17 protein-coding genes are annotated in these 17216 nt (G+C 35.5%); 5 read left to right on the top strand and 12 right to left on the bottom strand.

Annotation, left to right across the window (positions count from 1 at the left end; translation table 11 throughout):
• Positions 1–169: 169 nt before the first annotated feature.
• Complete coding sequence (locus B3P23_RS15600; RefSeq protein WP_094773606.1) at positions 170–715, top strand: DUF1697 domain-containing protein; 546 nt, start codon at positions 170–172, stop codon at positions 713–715.
• A gap of 46 nt (positions 716–761) precedes the next feature.
• On the opposite strand, the gene fabV is transcribed toward B3P23_RS15600, so the two are convergent.
• Complete coding sequence (gene fabV, locus B3P23_RS15595; RefSeq protein WP_293927825.1) at positions 762–1958, bottom strand: enoyl-ACP reductase FabV; 1197 nt, start codon at positions 1956–1958, stop codon at positions 762–764.
• 171 nt (positions 1959–2129) lie between these two features.
• Between fabV and B3P23_RS15590 the strand changes: the two genes are divergently transcribed.
• Positions 2130–3053, top strand: a complete 924-nt coding sequence (locus B3P23_RS15590) for a multidrug resistance efflux transporter family protein (RefSeq protein ID WP_293927822.1) — start codon at positions 2130–2132, stop codon at positions 3051–3053.
• Here the strand turns inward: B3P23_RS15590 and B3P23_RS15585 are convergent.
• The 3 genes from B3P23_RS15585 to B3P23_RS15575 form a co-directional block, all read right to left on the bottom strand.
• A complete protein-coding gene (locus tag B3P23_RS15585; RefSeq protein WP_045753125.1) occupies positions 3050–4831 on the bottom strand; it encodes an ABC transporter ATP-binding protein in 1782 nt (593 codons plus the stop codon). The genes B3P23_RS15590 and B3P23_RS15585 overlap by 4 nt on opposite strands.
• 143 nt (positions 4832–4974) lie before the next feature.
• Complete coding sequence (locus tag B3P23_RS15580; RefSeq protein WP_045753126.1) at positions 4975–5769, bottom strand: S1/P1 nuclease; 795 nt, start codon at positions 5767–5769, stop codon at positions 4975–4977.
• A gap of 67 nt (positions 5770–5836) precedes the next feature.
• Complete coding sequence (locus B3P23_RS15575; RefSeq protein ID WP_045753127.1) at positions 5837–6301, bottom strand: DUF4268 domain-containing protein; 465 nt, start codon at positions 6299–6301, stop codon at positions 5837–5839.
• Between the two features lie 132 nt (positions 6302–6433).
• Between B3P23_RS15575 and B3P23_RS15570 the strand changes: the two genes are divergently transcribed.
• Positions 6434–6967 (top strand): lipocalin family protein, encoded by a 534-nt coding sequence (locus tag B3P23_RS15570; protein ID WP_293927818.1) that lies wholly within the window; start codon positions 6434–6436, stop codon positions 6965–6967.
• On the opposite strand, the gene B3P23_RS15565 is transcribed toward B3P23_RS15570, so the two are convergent.
• Together B3P23_RS15565 and B3P23_RS15560 are read right to left on the bottom strand one after the other, a co-directional pair.
• On the bottom strand, positions 6964–7269 hold the full coding sequence (locus B3P23_RS15565; protein WP_248754253.1) for a hypothetical protein: 306 nt from the start codon (positions 7267–7269) through the stop codon (positions 6964–6966). The genes B3P23_RS15570 and B3P23_RS15565 overlap by 4 nt on opposite strands.
• An 84-nt stretch (positions 7270–7353) precedes the next feature.
• Positions 7354–8892, bottom strand: a complete 1539-nt coding sequence (locus tag B3P23_RS15560; protein ID WP_293927815.1) for an OmpA family protein — start codon at positions 8890–8892, stop codon at positions 7354–7356.
• Positions 8893–9188: 296 nt separating this feature from the next.
• Here B3P23_RS15560 and B3P23_RS15555 point away from each other — a divergent pair, with 296 nt between their 5' ends.
• Positions 9189–10601, top strand: a complete 1413-nt coding sequence (locus B3P23_RS15555) for an alkaline phosphatase (protein ID WP_293927812.1) — start codon at positions 9189–9191, stop codon at positions 10599–10601.
• A 63-nt stretch (positions 10602–10664) separates the two neighbouring features.
• Here B3P23_RS15555 and B3P23_RS15550 read toward each other — a convergent pair whose 3' ends face one another.
• The 5 genes from B3P23_RS15550 to B3P23_RS15530 all read right to left on the bottom strand — a co-directional run bounded on the left by B3P23_RS15550 (position 10665) and on the right by B3P23_RS15530 (position 15706).
• Positions 10665–11429 (bottom strand): TerC family protein, encoded by a 765-nt coding sequence (locus B3P23_RS15550; RefSeq protein WP_045753134.1) that lies wholly within the window; start codon positions 11427–11429, stop codon positions 10665–10667.
• 30 nt (positions 11430–11459) lie between these two features.
• Positions 11460–11990: an adenine phosphoribosyltransferase gene (locus B3P23_RS15545; protein ID WP_293927893.1), complete on the bottom strand. Its 531-nt coding sequence runs from the start codon at positions 11988–11990 to the stop codon at positions 11460–11462.
• Positions 11991–11992: 2 nt separating this feature from the next.
• Positions 11993–12928, bottom strand: a complete 936-nt coding sequence (locus B3P23_RS15540; RefSeq protein ID WP_293927809.1) for a ComEA family DNA-binding protein — start codon at positions 12926–12928, stop codon at positions 11993–11995.
• Positions 12929–13013: 85 nt separating this feature from the next.
• Positions 13014–14315: an efflux RND transporter periplasmic adaptor subunit gene (locus B3P23_RS15535; RefSeq protein WP_293927806.1), complete on the bottom strand. Its 1302-nt coding sequence runs from the start codon at positions 14313–14315 to the stop codon at positions 13014–13016.
• 20 nt (positions 14316–14335) lie between these two features.
• Positions 14336–15706 (bottom strand): TolC family protein, encoded by a 1371-nt coding sequence (locus B3P23_RS15530; RefSeq protein ID WP_293927803.1) that lies wholly within the window; start codon positions 15704–15706, stop codon positions 14336–14338.
• 45 nt (positions 15707–15751) lie between these two features.
• Here B3P23_RS15530 and B3P23_RS15525 point away from each other — a divergent pair, with 45 nt between their 5' ends.
• A complete protein-coding gene (locus B3P23_RS15525) occupies positions 15752–16360 on the top strand; it encodes a polysaccharide deacetylase family protein (protein ID WP_045753138.1) in 609 nt (202 codons plus the stop codon).
• Here B3P23_RS15525 and B3P23_RS15520 read toward each other — a convergent pair.
• Positions 16355–17155 carry a DUF4249 domain-containing protein gene (locus B3P23_RS15520; RefSeq protein WP_293927799.1) on the bottom strand — a complete coding sequence of 267 codons (801 nt, stop codon included), beginning with the start codon at positions 17153–17155 and terminating at the stop codon, positions 16355–16357. The two genes, B3P23_RS15525 and B3P23_RS15520, sit on opposite strands and share 6 nt — an antisense overlap.
• Between the last annotated feature and the right edge of the window lie 61 nt (positions 17156–17216).

The following is a 17216-nucleotide window of genomic DNA, read 5'->3' as shown; positions in this document are numbered from 1 at the left end:
TAAACAATATTTAAAAAAAGGCTCATAAATTTTTATTATGAGCCTTTTTTGATAGATCAATTCACATCACTGCAATTTACAATAATTAGAAAGAGGTTAATGCTTATCTTTGATATCATTATAATTTGAGGTTGTTCATTTTCATAAAAATAGTTTAAACATCTAGCGTATGTACATTGCAATTTTAAGAGGGATCAATGTAAGTGGCCGAAATCTCATCAAAATGGAGGCTTTGCGACATGCTTTTGAATCATTAGGTTTTAAACAAATCTCTACCTATATCCAAAGTGGAAATGTGATATTTCACTCTGATATCACAGATGAAACTACTTTGGAAAATATAATCAGAAATATGATCTTACAGGATTTCGGTTATGATATTCCGTGTATAGTTGTTCACGCAGATCAATTAGAGCAGATTATCGACCAAAATCCGCTCACTGCCCAGATCGATAAAGATGTGGCTTTTTTTCATGTAACCTTACTAGCTGAAAAACCAAAATCAAATGATATGACTAGTCTAAGGGAAAAGAAACAACTTGATGAAGAGATCTTTTTGGTTGATAGAGCGGTTTATCTATACTGCCCATATGGGTACGGGAAGACCAAATTAACGAACAACCTAATCGAATCAAAACTAAAAGTATCTGCTACGACAAGAAATTGGAGAACACTCCATGAACTACTTAAAATAGCATCACAAACAGTTCTTTAATAATAAAGGCGACCGATGGTCGCCTTTATTATTATCATAATAATTTTTAGATACTTGGAATATTCACCAGTTCATTGGTGTCAGCATTATAATCGATACCATCAAAATTAAAACCGAATAGGTTAAAGAATTCGTCACGGTAACCTTGTATGTCTGAAATTTCAGATAAATTTTCTGTACATGCTTGTTCCCAAAGTGCAGCTACCTCAGCTTGTACATCTGCTCTCATTTCTAAATCGTCAACACGGATGCGGCCTTTTTCGTCCAATTGAACTTGACCATCAGCCGTATAAAGACGTTCGGCAAATAAACGTTGCATCTGCTCGATTGTTCCTTCGTGAATACCTTTTTCTTTCATCACTTTATATAACAATGAAATATATAAAGGAACAACAGGGATCGCTGAACTCGATTGTGTCACCAAAGCTTTATTAACAGATACATAAGAGACTCCGTTGATATCTTTCAATAATGCATTGATCGCTGGGACAGTTCCTTCTAGATCGTCTTTAGCACGCCCTATTGTACCATTACGATAAATGGGAAATGTAAGCTCAGGGCCGATATAAGAATAAGCAACAGTCTTAGCACCTTCTGCTAAAACGCCAGCTTCTTTTAAATCTTCCATCCAGAATTTCCAATCTTCACCACCCATCACTGCTACCGTATTTGCAATGTCTTCTTGATTATCAATTGGATTGATCGTAATATCTGAAACTACACCAGTGTGAAAATCGACTGTTTTATTTGTAAAAGGAACATCAATTGGTTTCAAAACGGAAGCATGTGCTACGCCGGTTTTGGGATGTGTTCTTCGTGGAGAAGCTAAACTGTAAATCACTAAATCAACTTGACCTAAGTCTTGTTTAATTAATTCGATCGTTTGTTTTTTGATTTCGTCAGAAAAAGCATCGCCATTGATACTTTTTGCATAAAGACCAGCCTCTTGTGCTTCTTTTTCAAAAGCAGCGGTATTGTACCAACCAGCTGTACCAGGTTTACCTTCTGCTGCTGGTTTTTCAAAAAATACGCCAATCGTTGCTGCTCCAGAACCAAATGCTGCCGAAATACGAGATGCAATACCAAATCCCGTAGATGCACCAATGACCAATACTTTCTTAGGGCCATTGGCAATTTCGCCTTTGGATTTTACGTATTCAATCTGGTTTTTAATGTTTTGCGCAGTTCCTTCTGGATGCGAGGTTAAACAAATAAAACCTCTAGTTCTTGGTTGTATAATCATAATGATTAATTTTCTTACTCATGTTTTATTAAGGATGCAAAATAAACAAATTTTAGTAACAATTGATGCATAAATCAAGAATATCTTTTCAAGATATGGGATACATGATCTCTTGTTATTGTCATATCCATTAATTACTTTAGAAGAGATTAATCTTCATGCTTACAAAATATGCTCCTTACAAATAAATCAAAAGCACTTTCACTCGGTATATTAGCTTCCTTATTTTTTGCAAGCACATTTGTCCTTAACCGCATCATGGCTGTTTCTGGGGGCGGATGGCAGTGGTCAGCCGCATTACGCTTTGTATGGATGCTGCCTCTATTATTACTCATCGTTATGATACGGGGAAATTTTAAGCAATTACTGTTAGAGATGAAAACTAATCTAGGACAATGGGTGCTTTGGAGTACAATTGGATTTGGACTCTTTTATGCTCTATTGACATTTGGTGCCAGTTATGGGCCTTCGTGGTTAGTTGCAGGTACATTTGAGTTTACCATCATTGCAGGTATGTTTATTGGTCCTCTAATCGAAAAAAGAGGTCAGCGACAGCCCTTTTCAAAAGCTACTTTATTTTTTTCTTGCATTATTTTCTTGGGTATAATAATCATGCAAATTTCTGAAGCAAAATCTACTTCTTGGCCAACTCTATTAGGAGGTGCTATCCCTGTTTTAATCGCTGCGATTGCCTATCCACTCGGTAACCGAAAAATGATGGGCGTCACAAAAGGGCGTTTGGATACTTATCAACGTACTCTGGGCATGACCCTTGCGAGCATGCCTTTCTGGATCATCCTGATTGTATATGGCTATCAAGAACATGGACTTCCAGATCAAGACCAGCTCTTCCAAACTCTGCTCGTGGCTGTATTTTCGGGCGTTATCGCCACATTGCTCTTCTTTAAAGGGACAGAACTGGTACAACATGATCATAAAGGACTTGCTGCTGTAGAGGCTACCCAAGCCATGGAAGTGATTTTTACACTAGTTGGTGAAATCATGATTTTAAGCAGTCCTTTCCCTAACAACCTAGCTACTTTGGGTATTTTCTTAGTGGTAGTAGGTATGTATCTGCATAGTAAAAACAATTAATGATTGAGGGTCTTACTTATTTTATCTAAATTGAGGCTATTGGCCATAGCCGAAAATATTTTGTAATAAGTGCCTCGTTGATCGTAAAGATCTTCGTGGATACCTTTTTCTACTACCCGGCCTTTTTCCATAACCACAATTTCATTGGAATCAATAATCTGGGAGATACTATGCGAGACAATAATAACCGTACGGTCTTTCTTGATTGCATCTAAGCTATTTTTTATTTGCTCAGTAGCGATTGCATCTAAATTAGCCGTTGGCTCATCCAAGAAAATAATTGGCGGATTTTTTAAAAATAGTCGGGCAATGGCAATACGTTGTTGTTGACCGCCAGATAAGAGATGAGCACCGGAGTCATATCCTTGTGGTAATTCCATAATCTGTTCATGGATATAAGCGTCCTTGGCCGCCTGTATGATTTCTTCCCTTGTACTCCCTATTTTTCCATATTCGATATTTTCGAAAATCGATCCTTTAAAAATATGGTTGCGCTGCAATACCATACCAATATTTTTTCGCAAAAAATTGGTATCATAGTTTTTAAGATCCACGCCATCCAATAGTATCCTCCCTGCTGTAGGTTCATAAAATTTGTCGAGCAGATTGATCACTGTGCTTTTTCCGGCGCCGCTCAGTCCCACTAGTGCTGTGATCTGATTGGGTTTTATTTCAAAGGAGATATCTCGGAGTGCATGAGTGCCATTGGGGTACTCAAATGATACATCTTCAATCACTATGTGACCTTTAATTTGATCAGGTCTGAAAGTTCCACTCCCTTCGATCAGGTCGTCAGATTCCAGTATTTCGAAAAAAGATTCTGAATAGATTAAAGCATCGTTGACCTCATCATAGATGCGATGCAATTGGCGGATTGGTGCCGAGACATTGGAAAATAGCATAATATGAAACATGATTGCACCGATGGTAATCTGGTTGTCCAAGACCAAAAAAGCGGTTAACACAATGATGGCAACGACCGCTATTTGTTCAATAAAGTTCTTTAAGCTATCAAAAATGAAACTCGTTTTCCTTGTTTGCATCTGATTTTCGGTCATCTCATACTGGATCTTTTCATGGCGATCGGCCTCTTCAGGCTCGCGAACAAAAGATTTAATGACCAATATGGAGTCAATCAAATTGATGATCCTATTATTTTTCGATTCTCTATACTTCCGCATTTGACGTCTAAATCCACTTAATTTTCCAGCTTGTGTCTGACTGATATAAAAATAAATGGGGATGACTGCCAAGCCTACTAGTCCCACATATAGGTTTGCCATAAACATACAGACTAGGGCTACAATCGCATTGGCAAACAGTGGCAAGATATCGATAAAGAAATTTTGGACTAATCGCGTCAGTGAGCTGATACCCGAGTCGATCCGTGTTTGCAATTTGCCACTTTCATTTTCTTCTGACGTGTAAAAGGCCATCTTATATGTCAAGATTTTTTCGACAATGCGCTGTGAAAAATCACGGGCAATAAATATACGTAGTTTCTCACCATAAAACTTTTGACCAAATTGGATAAAAGAATAGACAATCTCTTTGACCAAAAGTACTCCCGAAATAACTCCTATCAAATGCATTCCCTTAGATAAAGGTTCTTTTGCCACCATCAAATCACTAATCGAATCAACCGTATACTTCAAAATAAAGGCATTGATCTGTGCAGCAAAAGAGCCAATTAAGGTCAAAATTAAAGTATAAAAAATAAGATTTTTATAAGGTTTGGCAAAAGGTGTTATTTTTTTAAACAGTAGTGATATCGTCATATATGAAGGAAAAAAAATGGAAACGACATGAAATTCGTTGTATTTAACTGATAACAACAATAATACCGAAACCAAAAAAAGATATAAAAAAAGGGAAATGAATCATTTCATTTCCCTTTTTAGGTATTCTTAAATACTAATGATTAGCCAAAAACATTATTCAATACTTTTGCTAAGCGTAGACCACCTTTTAACATGCAGTTTTCTACCGTATAAATGTTATTATAAATATAGTTGTAAGACAAATTTGCATTAAGCTCAACATCAGCATATATTTTATCCGATAGTTGATTTGATTCATATAACCAACTGGCCAACGTCCCTCCTTGCAATTGTTTCACTTCATTTTTATTTAAGATATCCAATACCGTTGCATACTCGGTATAGCTGTATTTTTCACCATCGATTAAATCAGAATCCCAAACGCGGTGGATATTGGATTTTTTACCAAACCAGCTGACTTCAATTTTATTACCACCCTGATCCTCAGCTCTACTGACGTGCATTGGTTGATGTGCGTCACCAATTAAATGAATCAACATGTATAAATTTTGTTTCTTTTTCTCCAGTGGCAAATCTTTATCTGCAAATGACTGCTCTAATCTCAATACAGATTTATATAAATTTTCATCGCTTGAATTTTCCATTGCCAATTGAAAATCCGCCCACGGTAAATGTGGATTAGTATTTATAAAGTGTGAATTTCCTAATTTTTTAAATTCATCGTGTGGATCCGACTTAATAAAATCACCCCAATTTGCCCAATAAGCCAGTTTTTGATTGCCAATTATTTTTTGAATATTTTTCTTTGCTTTTTTTGTCAAATGACGTTCTGCAACCTCGGCAACCACGCGATGTCCAGTAGACCCCCAAGCGAATACGGAAGAAATCTGCAAAGTCATGGCGAGTACAATCAGACTTTTTAGTATATTTTTCATAAACAATACAATTTTAGCGCAAAGGTAAAAATTACATCCTCAAATAAAACCCTATTCGCGTAACAATTTAACTTTTAAAAATTTCAAATCCGTACTGTGCATCGCACCAGAATTCATCCAATGCCATTAATCGCGGCTTGAAGAAAGAGATAAGATCTGGCCAATCTTCTTGTTTAAAAATACTCTTTCCCTCCATAGTCGTGTAAATCATGCTCACCAATTTGCCCTGCTCATCCATTACTTCTAAATCCCAAATCCACTCCTCTCCCAGTATGCCGGTCAACATAGTACGGTACTCTTCAAATTGCTCCCACAATAACGTTCGCATAGATATATCTTGATGGGTCCACTCGATGGCAATTAAAGCTACACGTTTATCTGCTTCCATTTTGAAGCGAAGATGTTTAATTCCCGTCCTATAGTTTACCCAATTGATCTTCTCACCATCTGCAGAAGTGTGTAATGCCATATACTGCCCAAATCGGGTCCAAAAAGTTTCCTTTAATTGTTTTACTTCTTCTCTTGAATACACCGCGTTAAATTTTGAAATAACGAAATTACTACTTTTATTTTCATAAAGCACCAAACATTCAGATCCACTTTGGCGTTTTTATTGCATATCATATTCGAAACACTTCATAATTTTAGAATAAATCATAAAACGATGGATAAGAAAAAATCACTACTCTTACTTGCCACTACTGCCGCAGTAACATTAGCTTACAATGCATTGAAGCCTGTCAAATCGAAGGTGAAAGTTGTCGAGCCTTTTGATATCGATCGTTATTTAGGTAAATGGTATGAAATCGCACGATTAGATTTTAAATGGGAAAAAGGTTTATCTCAGGTAACTGCGACTTATAACAAGAACGATGATGGAAGTATTGCTGTCAATAACCAAGGCTTTCTTGATCACAAAAATAAATGGAAACAGTCCATTGGTAAAGCGAAATTTAAGGATTCGCCAAAAAAAGGGGCTTTAAAAGTATCTTTTTTTGGTCCTTTTTATAGTGGTTATCATGTCGTAAAACTTGATCATAATTATCAATATGCACTGGTTTTTGGTGATAATTTGGACTATATGTGGATACTGTCGCGAGAAAAAAATATACCAGATGAAGTGAAATTAGCTTATCTGGAGTATGCTCGAAAATCTGGTTTTGCTATTGAGAACTTGGTTTGGACTCAACAAGATTAACCAAAAATTGGTTTTAAAACACTATAATCAAGAGTTGGATCTTGTGCAAAAACTTGAGCCAGCTCTTCTCTATCTTCTTTTGTGATCACCCCGCCAACACCTATATTATATAATTCAAGCAAATATAAAGAACCTTCAAGTTTGTTTTGATAGTTTAAAATTGCACTTCCAACATAAAAATTTAATACAGATACGGCATATTCACCAAAAACATCAAATCCAAATCCAGTAGTTGATTGTACTGCAAAACGCATGTATTTTTCAAAGTCAGATTTTAAAATTTCTTTTAACTTTTGTTCCATACTCACAAAAATGCAATTTTATTATGAATTAAAAAAAGGAGGCGAATATGCTTCGCCTCCTTTTTTTAATTCGAAAATTGAAATTTATCGTACACTTACGGCAACAATACGATCCAATATGCGCTCAGATTCAGGTGCATCAGCCGCGGCTTTTGCAAACTCAGAGCCATACCCTTCTGCTCCAATCACTTGACTACTCGGTCCTTTGCCTACCAAATATACTTGAACTACTTGAGCACGGTCGGTAGATAATTTTTTATTAAAATCTTCATTTCCAGTTTTATCTGTATATCCTCCAATTTTAATGGTCGCCTCTGGAAATGCTTTCAAAATGGCTGCTAAATTTTCTAATTGCACTTGACTTTCTGGCAATACTTTAGCCGTGCCTGTTTCAAAATTCAAATTATCAAAATTAAACCATTTATCTTTTAATTGATCTTCGCTCATAGATTTATAATCCGTTTTTAGAAACTGAACCAGTTGATCTTCAATTCCGCCCTTATAAGCTTTTAATTTAACCCCATCAGGTAAAATAACTTCTAAACTTTCTCTTACTACAGGAACAACTGCAACAACAGTGGTACCCGTATCTACAACCGTTCTTTCAACACTATCAGTGGCTGCAACTTGATCCTTATCTCCCTTGCAGCCTTTTCCAAATAGGAACCATAGAACCGCAATGATAACAATTGGTATCAAGATCTTCCAGATTCCACCACCACCTGATGGTGGGGTTTCGGTATGCAAAGGATCAACAGTTGGCCCAGCTGGACGAGGCGGTATAATAGGCACATGATCAATTGGAGGCACTACAGGTGGTACAACAGTTAACGGGTCATCATGGGTTGCTTCCGCAGGAGGAACAACTGGTGGGGTCACCACAGTCAATTCTTCATCCTTGGCAACGGCCTCATCTGTGACGTCGGTTGGATGACTAATCGTTGGTTCGTCCTTTTTATCAAGAGGAACTGATACGAGGATAGCTTCTACTGGTTTATCAGATACAGGGTTATCAGGTATTGAACTTTCATCCGCTACTCGGTCAGTTGTCGATGATGTTATCTGATCATCATGAGCAAACGAAGTTCCAAATGCTGCAAGACCTAGACCTGATGGTAAAGCCGCTGTAAAATGATGCTTATTTTCATCCAGCAATCTACCTATGGAACTTACGCTCCAATTGGTTCCATTTTGTGTCAAACTTGAAAATACAGCAGGTAGGGATAGATTCAATAATTTTTCAACAGTCGATCCGTTGCTACCAACAAAACTTGCTATCGACGAAATAATCGTATTCAGTTTATCTCCAAAAATAGAACTTAGCAGGTCATTATGATGTGGCTCCAAAGGCACTGCATCTACCAACCCGTTGATGCGACCTGTTTCTGAATTTGTCTTTAAGAAGTCACTAAAATTAAAATCTCCATAATATTGTTTTGCTTTTTCAACAACAGAACTTAAACCTATCCCTGATTCCTTTTGTAAACCAATAAAAACAGTAGGCACAATTGCATCCATTGCAGTCCTTACATTTTCTTTATCTTCTCCTACGGAATTACCGAGCTTAGACAAGATATCATCGTTAAAAAATTCTTTAGCAGAATTTAAAAGATTCATTTCCATAATGTTCAAATTTTAGTTTATCTTTTATAGTAAGTGATATTGCTATATCAAGTGATATTATACAATTTCACCCTATTGTAACAATTATCTTGCAAGAATTGTTTTGCCAGTGCATTTTAATGTGGTAGCTTAATTGAATTTTAGTTGATTAATATAACGAACTTGATTCTAGCAATAATGTTCGTTTCGACCCATAATCTAAATTTAATATTAAGCAAATATAGGTTTGTTATATTCGCCACCTAATGAACACAACATATTCATTTTAATAACCAACATTCATTTTAACTTTAGACATGATTAAACGTACATTCGCAACCGCATTTTTCTACTTAGCATCACTATCCATTTTATTTGCTCAAAATAAACCGAAATATATATTCTACATGATCGGCGACGGTATGGGATTGAATCAGGTAAATTCAACAGAAGTATATCTGGCAGATCTTGAAAATCGGATCGGTGTGAAACCACTAATTTTTTCACAATTCCCGATCGCTACTTTTGCATCTACATATTCTCTTTCTAATGGTATTACAGATTCCGCAGCAGGTGGTACAGCCCTTGCAGTCGGCTCTAAAACAAAAAATGGTGTGATTGGAATGGATTCTACACAAACGAAACCACTAAAAAGCATCGCATATGCAGCTAAAGAGAAAGGACTAAAAGTAGGCATTACAACAAGTGTAAGTATTGATCATGCTACTCCCGCTTCATTTTATGCACACCAAACCAACAGAAACAAGTATTATGAAATTGCAACAGATATCACAAAATCAAATTTTGACTTTTTTGCTGGATCTGGATTTTTAAAGCATAATACCAATGCTGCTAAAGAATCTGTTACTCCTATCTTTAACCTATTTGAGAAATCGGGATATACATTAGCATTCGGAAAATCAGATTATAATCGTTTAAAAACAAAAGCGAACAAGATGATCTTGATGAATAATAAAGATACTGATCCAGAATCTTTAAAATTTGCGATTGACCAAAAAGATGGTGATCTAAATCTTAAAGATATAACGGAAGTAGCAATTGAATCGCTTACTAAAAATAATGACAAAGGCTTTTTCTTGATGGTCGAGGGTGGCAAGATTGATTGGTCAAGCCATAGCAATGACGCTGCTACCACACTGCACGAGGTGATCGATTTCAATAATGCCGTTCAGGTAGCTTATGATTTCTACTTAAAATACCCAGAAGAAACACTTATCATCATTACTGCTGACCATGAAACTGGTGGCATGACATTGGGTACGGGAAGTAGTAATCTAAACTTTAAAGCTCTTGCTAATCAAAAAGTTTCACAAGGAGAACTCTCTAAGATAATTTCTAAATTACGAATAAATCAACCGAATGCTACTTGGGAACAAATCAAAACTGTATTGTCAGATCATCTGGGATTATGGACTCAAGTTAAAGTCAATGCAAATCAAGAGAAAGCAATCTTTGATGCTTATGAAAATAGTTTTATCAAACATGTTAATGCAACTGAAAAAAGCCTCTATGCGAATAACGACAAGCTGGTTTCGATAGCTGTTAAAACTTTAAATGAAGTTGCTAATATTTCTTGGGGATCTGGTAATCACTCTGCAGGTTATGTTCCTATTTATGCTATAGGAGCTGGATCAGAACTGTTTACACATAAGATGGAAAATATCGATATTCCTAAAAAAATAGCACAAGCTGCAGACTTGAGCTTATAATAATCTTTAAATTAAGCAAAACGGGATATCACATGTGATATCCCGTTTTGCTTAATTATTTACTTACTTATCGCTTTGCTTTTGCAAATGTTTTTTCTCACTTTTTATATTTAAGAATTCTACTAGAACAGAAAAAGCCATCGCAAAATAAATATATCCTTTAGGAATATGCTGATCAAATGCTTCTGCTGTCAGTGATACTCCGATTAGAAGAAGGAACGATAGCGCCAACATCTTGACCGATGGATAATCATTGACAAACTTACTGATTTGTTCTGCAGATAGCAACATGATCAATACAGCAATAATAACGGCAGCAACCATCACTCCGATCTGATCTACCATACCAACAGCTGTAATCACTGAATCTAGTGAAAAAACAATATCTAAAACTAATATCTGTAAGATCGTACTCATAAAAGTTGCGCTTTTTTTACTGACTTTTTGCTCATCGTGTGGACCATCCATTTTATGATGTATCTCCGTTGTACTTTTATAAATTAAAAATAGGCCTCCAATAAATAAAATCAAATCTCTTCCTGATAATTCCAAATAACGGGACCAATCGGGATTATCAATACCAAACGTGGTCGCTAGATTGATGAATGGTTCTGTCAATGACATAATCCATTTGATAGAGAATAACAATAATACGCGCGTTACCAATGCTAATATCAAGCCTAACTGACGCGCTTTCTTCTGCTGCTCGGCAGGAAGTTTACCACTGAGAATCGATATAAAAACAATATTATCGATACCAAGTACCACTTCTAGTACAGTCAATGTAAGCAGTGAAATCCAAATTTGTGGGTCCGAGATCCATTCCATAAAATATATTGGGGGTTTTTATAAATTAAATTATTTATAATGTGCTAACGAAAAAATATGGGGACTAAATCTGGTTAATCTTCCCTGACTATTTAAAAAATCTAAACTTATAACAAAACAGTACCCAGCAACTTCACCACCTAATTTTTCGATCAATTTACTCGCAGCCACAACTGTACCTCCTGTAGCCAATAAATCATCATGAATCAACACTTTACTTCCTTTAGGAAAAGCGTCTTCATGCATTTCGATAGTAGCCTGTCCATATTCAAGAGCATAGGATTCTGAAATCGTATGAAAAGGTAATTTACCCTGTTTACGAATAGGAATAAAAGGTACCTGTAAACGATTGGCCAACATCAATCCAAATAAAAAGCCTCTGCTTTCGATACCCGCTACAGCATCTAGTTGACAATCTTTGAGTTTATCTACAAATACGTCTACCATCTCTGTACATAACTGCGCATCTTGCAATAATGGTGTGATATCTTTAAAAACGATTCCAGGTTTTGGAAAATCATATATATCACGAATGATATGTTTTAATTTTTCTTCAAGCATCATTAAAATGTTAAATATGGAGCAAGTTTACGCAAAAAATCATCATCTAATAGAATCACTTTTCTTAAATCACCTAAATTTTGAAAACCACCATGCTGATTACGGTAATTGACAATTGCTGTTGCCTGCTTAAAACTGATGTAAGGGTGCTGAGATAAAGATTTTACATCCAACTGATTAATATCAAGTTTGGCAACAGAAGCCTGAGGACTAATTTTTAAATTTGGAAGTATGGCCTCAAATGTTTCGGAGGGTAATCCATACACTTCTTTAATTTGTTCTATAGAAACAAAACCACCTAGGGATTCTCGATATTTTACAATTCGTTTTGACAATGTGGACCCGATTCCTTTTAAGATCATGAAAGCTGTAGTATCGCCAGTATTGATATCGATTGTGATGAATAAGTTTTTCTTGCCCGAATCATTATTACTTATACTAGCGCGATTTTCTAACCTATCCTGAGTTTGTTTTTGAGTAAACTTTGGTGAAATTGCAATAAAATTTTCTAATCGTTTATATTCAGCTAGCGAAATGGAATAGATTTTGGCAAGATCTTCCTTTTTGTAAAACTTTCCTCCTTTATCTCTAAAATTAAGTAGAACCTTGACCTGCTTTTCCGTAAAACCCAATTTCATCCATCCCTTCTGATCTAAAGTATTGGGATCAAACTGAAACAAGCTTTTTTCTGTATGCACATCTTTAGTGGGGGTATTCATTCTCATTGAAGATTCAGCTCTTTGATGATCAGAACTAGCGATTGCCGCTTTTTCAGACAGTGAAAATGCTTGAATAGTATACGAGTCATAATCAGTTTTATTAAAAAAATTGGCCATATAAGGAAAACTGAACAGCAATAATATCAATGTACAGAGTACAAAGAAACCATTCTGTTCAGTTCTGGATAACTTAAAATATTTAAAAAACTGCTGTAACACGCTGAATTAGTTTTATTTAAAATACAGAAATTTTTATATAAATCAAAAAAAACTGTAAATCAAACAAATACTTCAAAAACAATCACTACAAGCTATTCTTATCTACTTTTTCTACTTTGCTATCGTTCTTCAATGTTTTAGAAATAGCGTCAAATGGTCTAGAAACCACTTCATCACCTTTTTTAAGTCCCGATAAAATAATGATATTTTTATCATCTTGAATCCCTGTTTTGACAACTGTCTGTTTTACCAAACCATTGTTAAAAACAAACACATATTCTTTGAGGCTATCTGTACTTAAACTATCTACTCCAGTACCATTTCTTATGGTCACTGATTGGATTGGAATTGCTAAACCTTTCTGTTGTTTTGTGAAGATTTGTACCGTAGCAGATAAACCTGGTTTAAAAGGAGATACATGATTTTCTTTTAACAGATCTTCATAAGAACTTAACTGGATTCTCACTTTTACGTTAAAATTGGTAACCTGTTCTGTTGAAGAACCTGCGCTAACAGTTGCAATATTTTTAGATGAAGAAGCGATTTCAGTGACGATACCTTTAAATTTACGATCTTGATATGCATCTACTTCAATTTCGGCTTCATTTCCTACACGTACACGGTTGATATCATTTTCATTAACATCTACATTCACTTCCATGGCGTCCATATTAGCGATACGCATGATTTCGGTTCCAGCCATCTGTGCTGTCCCCACCACACGCTCTCCCAATTCGATTGACAATAACGATACAACACCATCACTCGGTGAATAGATCGTGGTACGATCCAAATTATCCTTTGCCTCTTTTACAGTTGCCTGTGATTGATCAATGCCAAATTTAGTGGAAAGTACATTTTGTTTTTGCGCTTCGATAGCTGCCAAAGCGGAATAATATTCGGATGAACTTTTATCCATCTCTGCAGCAGAAATTACTCTTTTATTAAACAATTCCAAATTTCGTTTATAAGTAGCTTCCACATTCCTAAAATTAGCTTGTTGCTGTTTCAACTGTTGTTGAGCAGCAGCTAGATTTGCCTTTTGTGAATTTAGGGTCGCAATCGATCGCTCATATCCAGACTGCAAAATATCTGGTTTGATACGACATAACACTTGACCTTTCTTAACAATATCGCCTTCTTTGATGTTCAACTCTACAACCTCTCCTGATACCTCAGAACTTAATTTGACTTCAAATTCAGGTTGTATTTTTCCACTTGCCGACACCAGTTCATTGATATTCATCTCTTTGGCTACGTCTACTGCAACCTTGACCACATCCCCTTTTCCGAACCATCCCAATTTGCTCCCCACCAAAACCAATACGAGGATAACGACTGCACTGATGAGTATGATTTTTGGTAATTTACTTTTCTTTTTAGCCATTTCAGATTTTCATTATAAGGTTAATTGACATCGAATTTAATAGGATTTCCAACATAATAATCAATTATTTTATCTTTAAAGATCATATTATATTTGGCTTGAATCAAATCAAACTCAGCTTTATTTCTGTTTGTCTGCGCAGTAAATAATTCAATACCATTGGCCATCCCAATATCATAACGCTCTTTGATGACCTGAAAAGCATCTGTAGCACTATTGAATGCGGACATACTTGATTGGTATCTCTGGGCCGCAGCAGAAAGATCCAAAACAGCTTGATTAACTGTTTTATTCAAAGTTGTTTCCAAAAGTTGAACATTGGTTTCGGCCAATTGTAGATTAATCCTTGCCTTTGAAACATTTACTCTATTTCTATTATTATCAAAAATTGGAATCGATAATGTCAGTCCAGCACCAAATGACTTATTTTGATTTACTTGATCACCAAATGGCATCAATTCTCTTGTCAAATAATGTCTGGCTTCGGAATAATAATTAGATCCATAACTAACACCCATCGAAAGTGAAGGTAAATAGCCCCCTTTTGCAATATCGATATTTTTTATTGCTGCTTGCTTATCCAATTGTGCCTTTTTCAGTTCGGGATTAAAACTTTTCGCTTTTTCAAAGACGTCTATGGCTGCGTACTGGCCTAGTACATGATTGATGGCTTCTACCTTAGGCTTGACCAATTGAAGGTCTGTTTGTGGCGGCAATTCCATCAGTTGCTTTAGCGCAAGTAATGACGATTCGTACGCATTTCTCGCATTGACAAGATTCAATTCATCTGTTGCAACTTGATTTTTAGACTGCGAAAGATCTGCCAATGTTTTATTACCAACTTGGAATTGAATGGAATCGGTTTTTACTTGCTCTCTGGATAATAGAATTTGTTGAGCGCTTGCAATCATCATCTCACTGTTAGTGATTGCTTCCAAATAGTTAACCAACACGGATAACATGAGATCATATTTAATCTTTTCGATTTGGGTGGCAGCTGATTCCAGCAACAACTTATTGGCTTTGATCTGATTGATTTTTTGAAACCCTTGAAATATGGTTACCGACGATGACACCTGAGCATCAGCTCCAGTAGTCCATTGATTTCCAGTAACAAATGTTGTAGAGACCTGATCAAAAGCAAAACCATTAATCTTCTTAAAATTAGACCCTATTTTCAAATCTGGATACAAGTTTGACTTGGCCTGAAATACATCTTGAGCCGCTAGATCCTTGTTTAAAGAAGCTTGCTTAATTTGCAGATTTTTTTCCAACGTGATCCGAATCGCATCTTCAACAGTTACTTGGCTTTGTCCAAAACTTGTATGTCCCATCATGGATAACATGATGGTCATAAAAGCTATTTTTTTATAATTTTTTCTATCGTCCATAGTAAGAACTTAATAGTTTTAATATTTTTGCTAAAATATAAAAGTATGTATCTTGTAAAAGCACCCTTCTTTCTTAAATTATTTTATTCAAAATCAATTTGGAATAAATCAAGGAAAGAAAACAAAATTTACCTCACATTTGATGATGGGCCTATTCCAGAATTAACTCCTTTTGTTTTAGATACATTAAAACAATATAACATCAAAGCGACATTTTTTTGCGTAGGTGAAAATATTAAAAAAAATCCACATTTATTCGAAAGAATTTTGATTGAGGGTCATCAAGTCGGCAATCATACTTATAATCATCTAAAAGGTTGGCAAACTACAGATGATCATTATCTTGAAAATGTTCAAAAATGTCAAGAATTAACTCAAAGTAATCTCTTTCGTCCACCCTACGGCCGAGCCACAAAATCACAGTTAGCAAAACTATACCCTGACTATCAAATCATCATGTGGGATGTACTCACTGGCGATTTTGATCTATCGCTATCTCCGGAAAAGTGTTATAAAAATGCTATTAAACATACTGAAAATGGTTCTATCATCGTTTTCCATGATAATATAAAGGCGATTCCAAGAGTTGAATATGCGCTCCCAAAAACGATAGCTTATTTACTATCAAAAAATTATCATTTTGAATTGTTATAATTTTTTGGTTTGCAACACTTTCAAATCATAATATTGGGCACTACTTACACTGAAATAACCTAATGCACCATTTGAAATATTGGAAATTGGATTTGAAGGGGCAGCAGATCCTGGATTTTGACCTTTAATATTTGACCAATAAGTGTAAACATCTTTAGCGATACATTGTCTCAAAATTTTAATCTCATCACCTACTTTTATGTCATTATCTTCATTGGCAATTTCATGCTCAACAAAAAGACCATCATTAAACTTATCACTAAATATATCACTGAATTTGAAATCTTCATTATTCAATTTTATTTTATATTTATAATAATTTTCCTTTGCAGGTGGATCTAAAAAGCTCAACGAAGCATATATATATTCTTCATCGAATGTTTTTTTACGAACTAGGCCGATAGAATCGACAGCAACGTATGCTGGCATCGTACAGGTTGATTCATACAAGCTTCCGTCTGGCATTTGAACCGATAAGGCATAGCTGTTGCCTTCTCTCAAAGTCATACGGTCCATTATGTATTCACCATTGCTCTGATCAACAAACTGATACGACCGACCACTTGTTATATTTTTCACGACAACATTGGCACCTATCACAGGATTACTCGCTGAGTTATTAGAAAAATCAACAGCACGGTTAATCACGATCATCTGTGCGGTATTGGCATTATGCAAATCTGCTACGATTACATACTTATCCGCTACAGAATCCAATTTCAAATCAATTTTATCTTCACAGGAATTCAAAAAGACAATTATGAATACCGCGATACAATTAAAAATAACTTTCATTTTTATCAAAATATTTTTTTTTAAAAAAGGGATTTAACATTCATGAATAACTAACTATACT

The sequence above is a fragment of the Sphingobacterium sp. UBA6320 genome (assembly GCF_002440335.1).
Classification (GTDB): Bacteria; Bacteroidota; Bacteroidia; order Sphingobacteriales; family Sphingobacteriaceae; genus Sphingobacterium.
The sequence above is the reverse complement of the archived record's forward strand: the minus strand, read 5'-3'. Positions and strand labels throughout refer to the sequence as shown.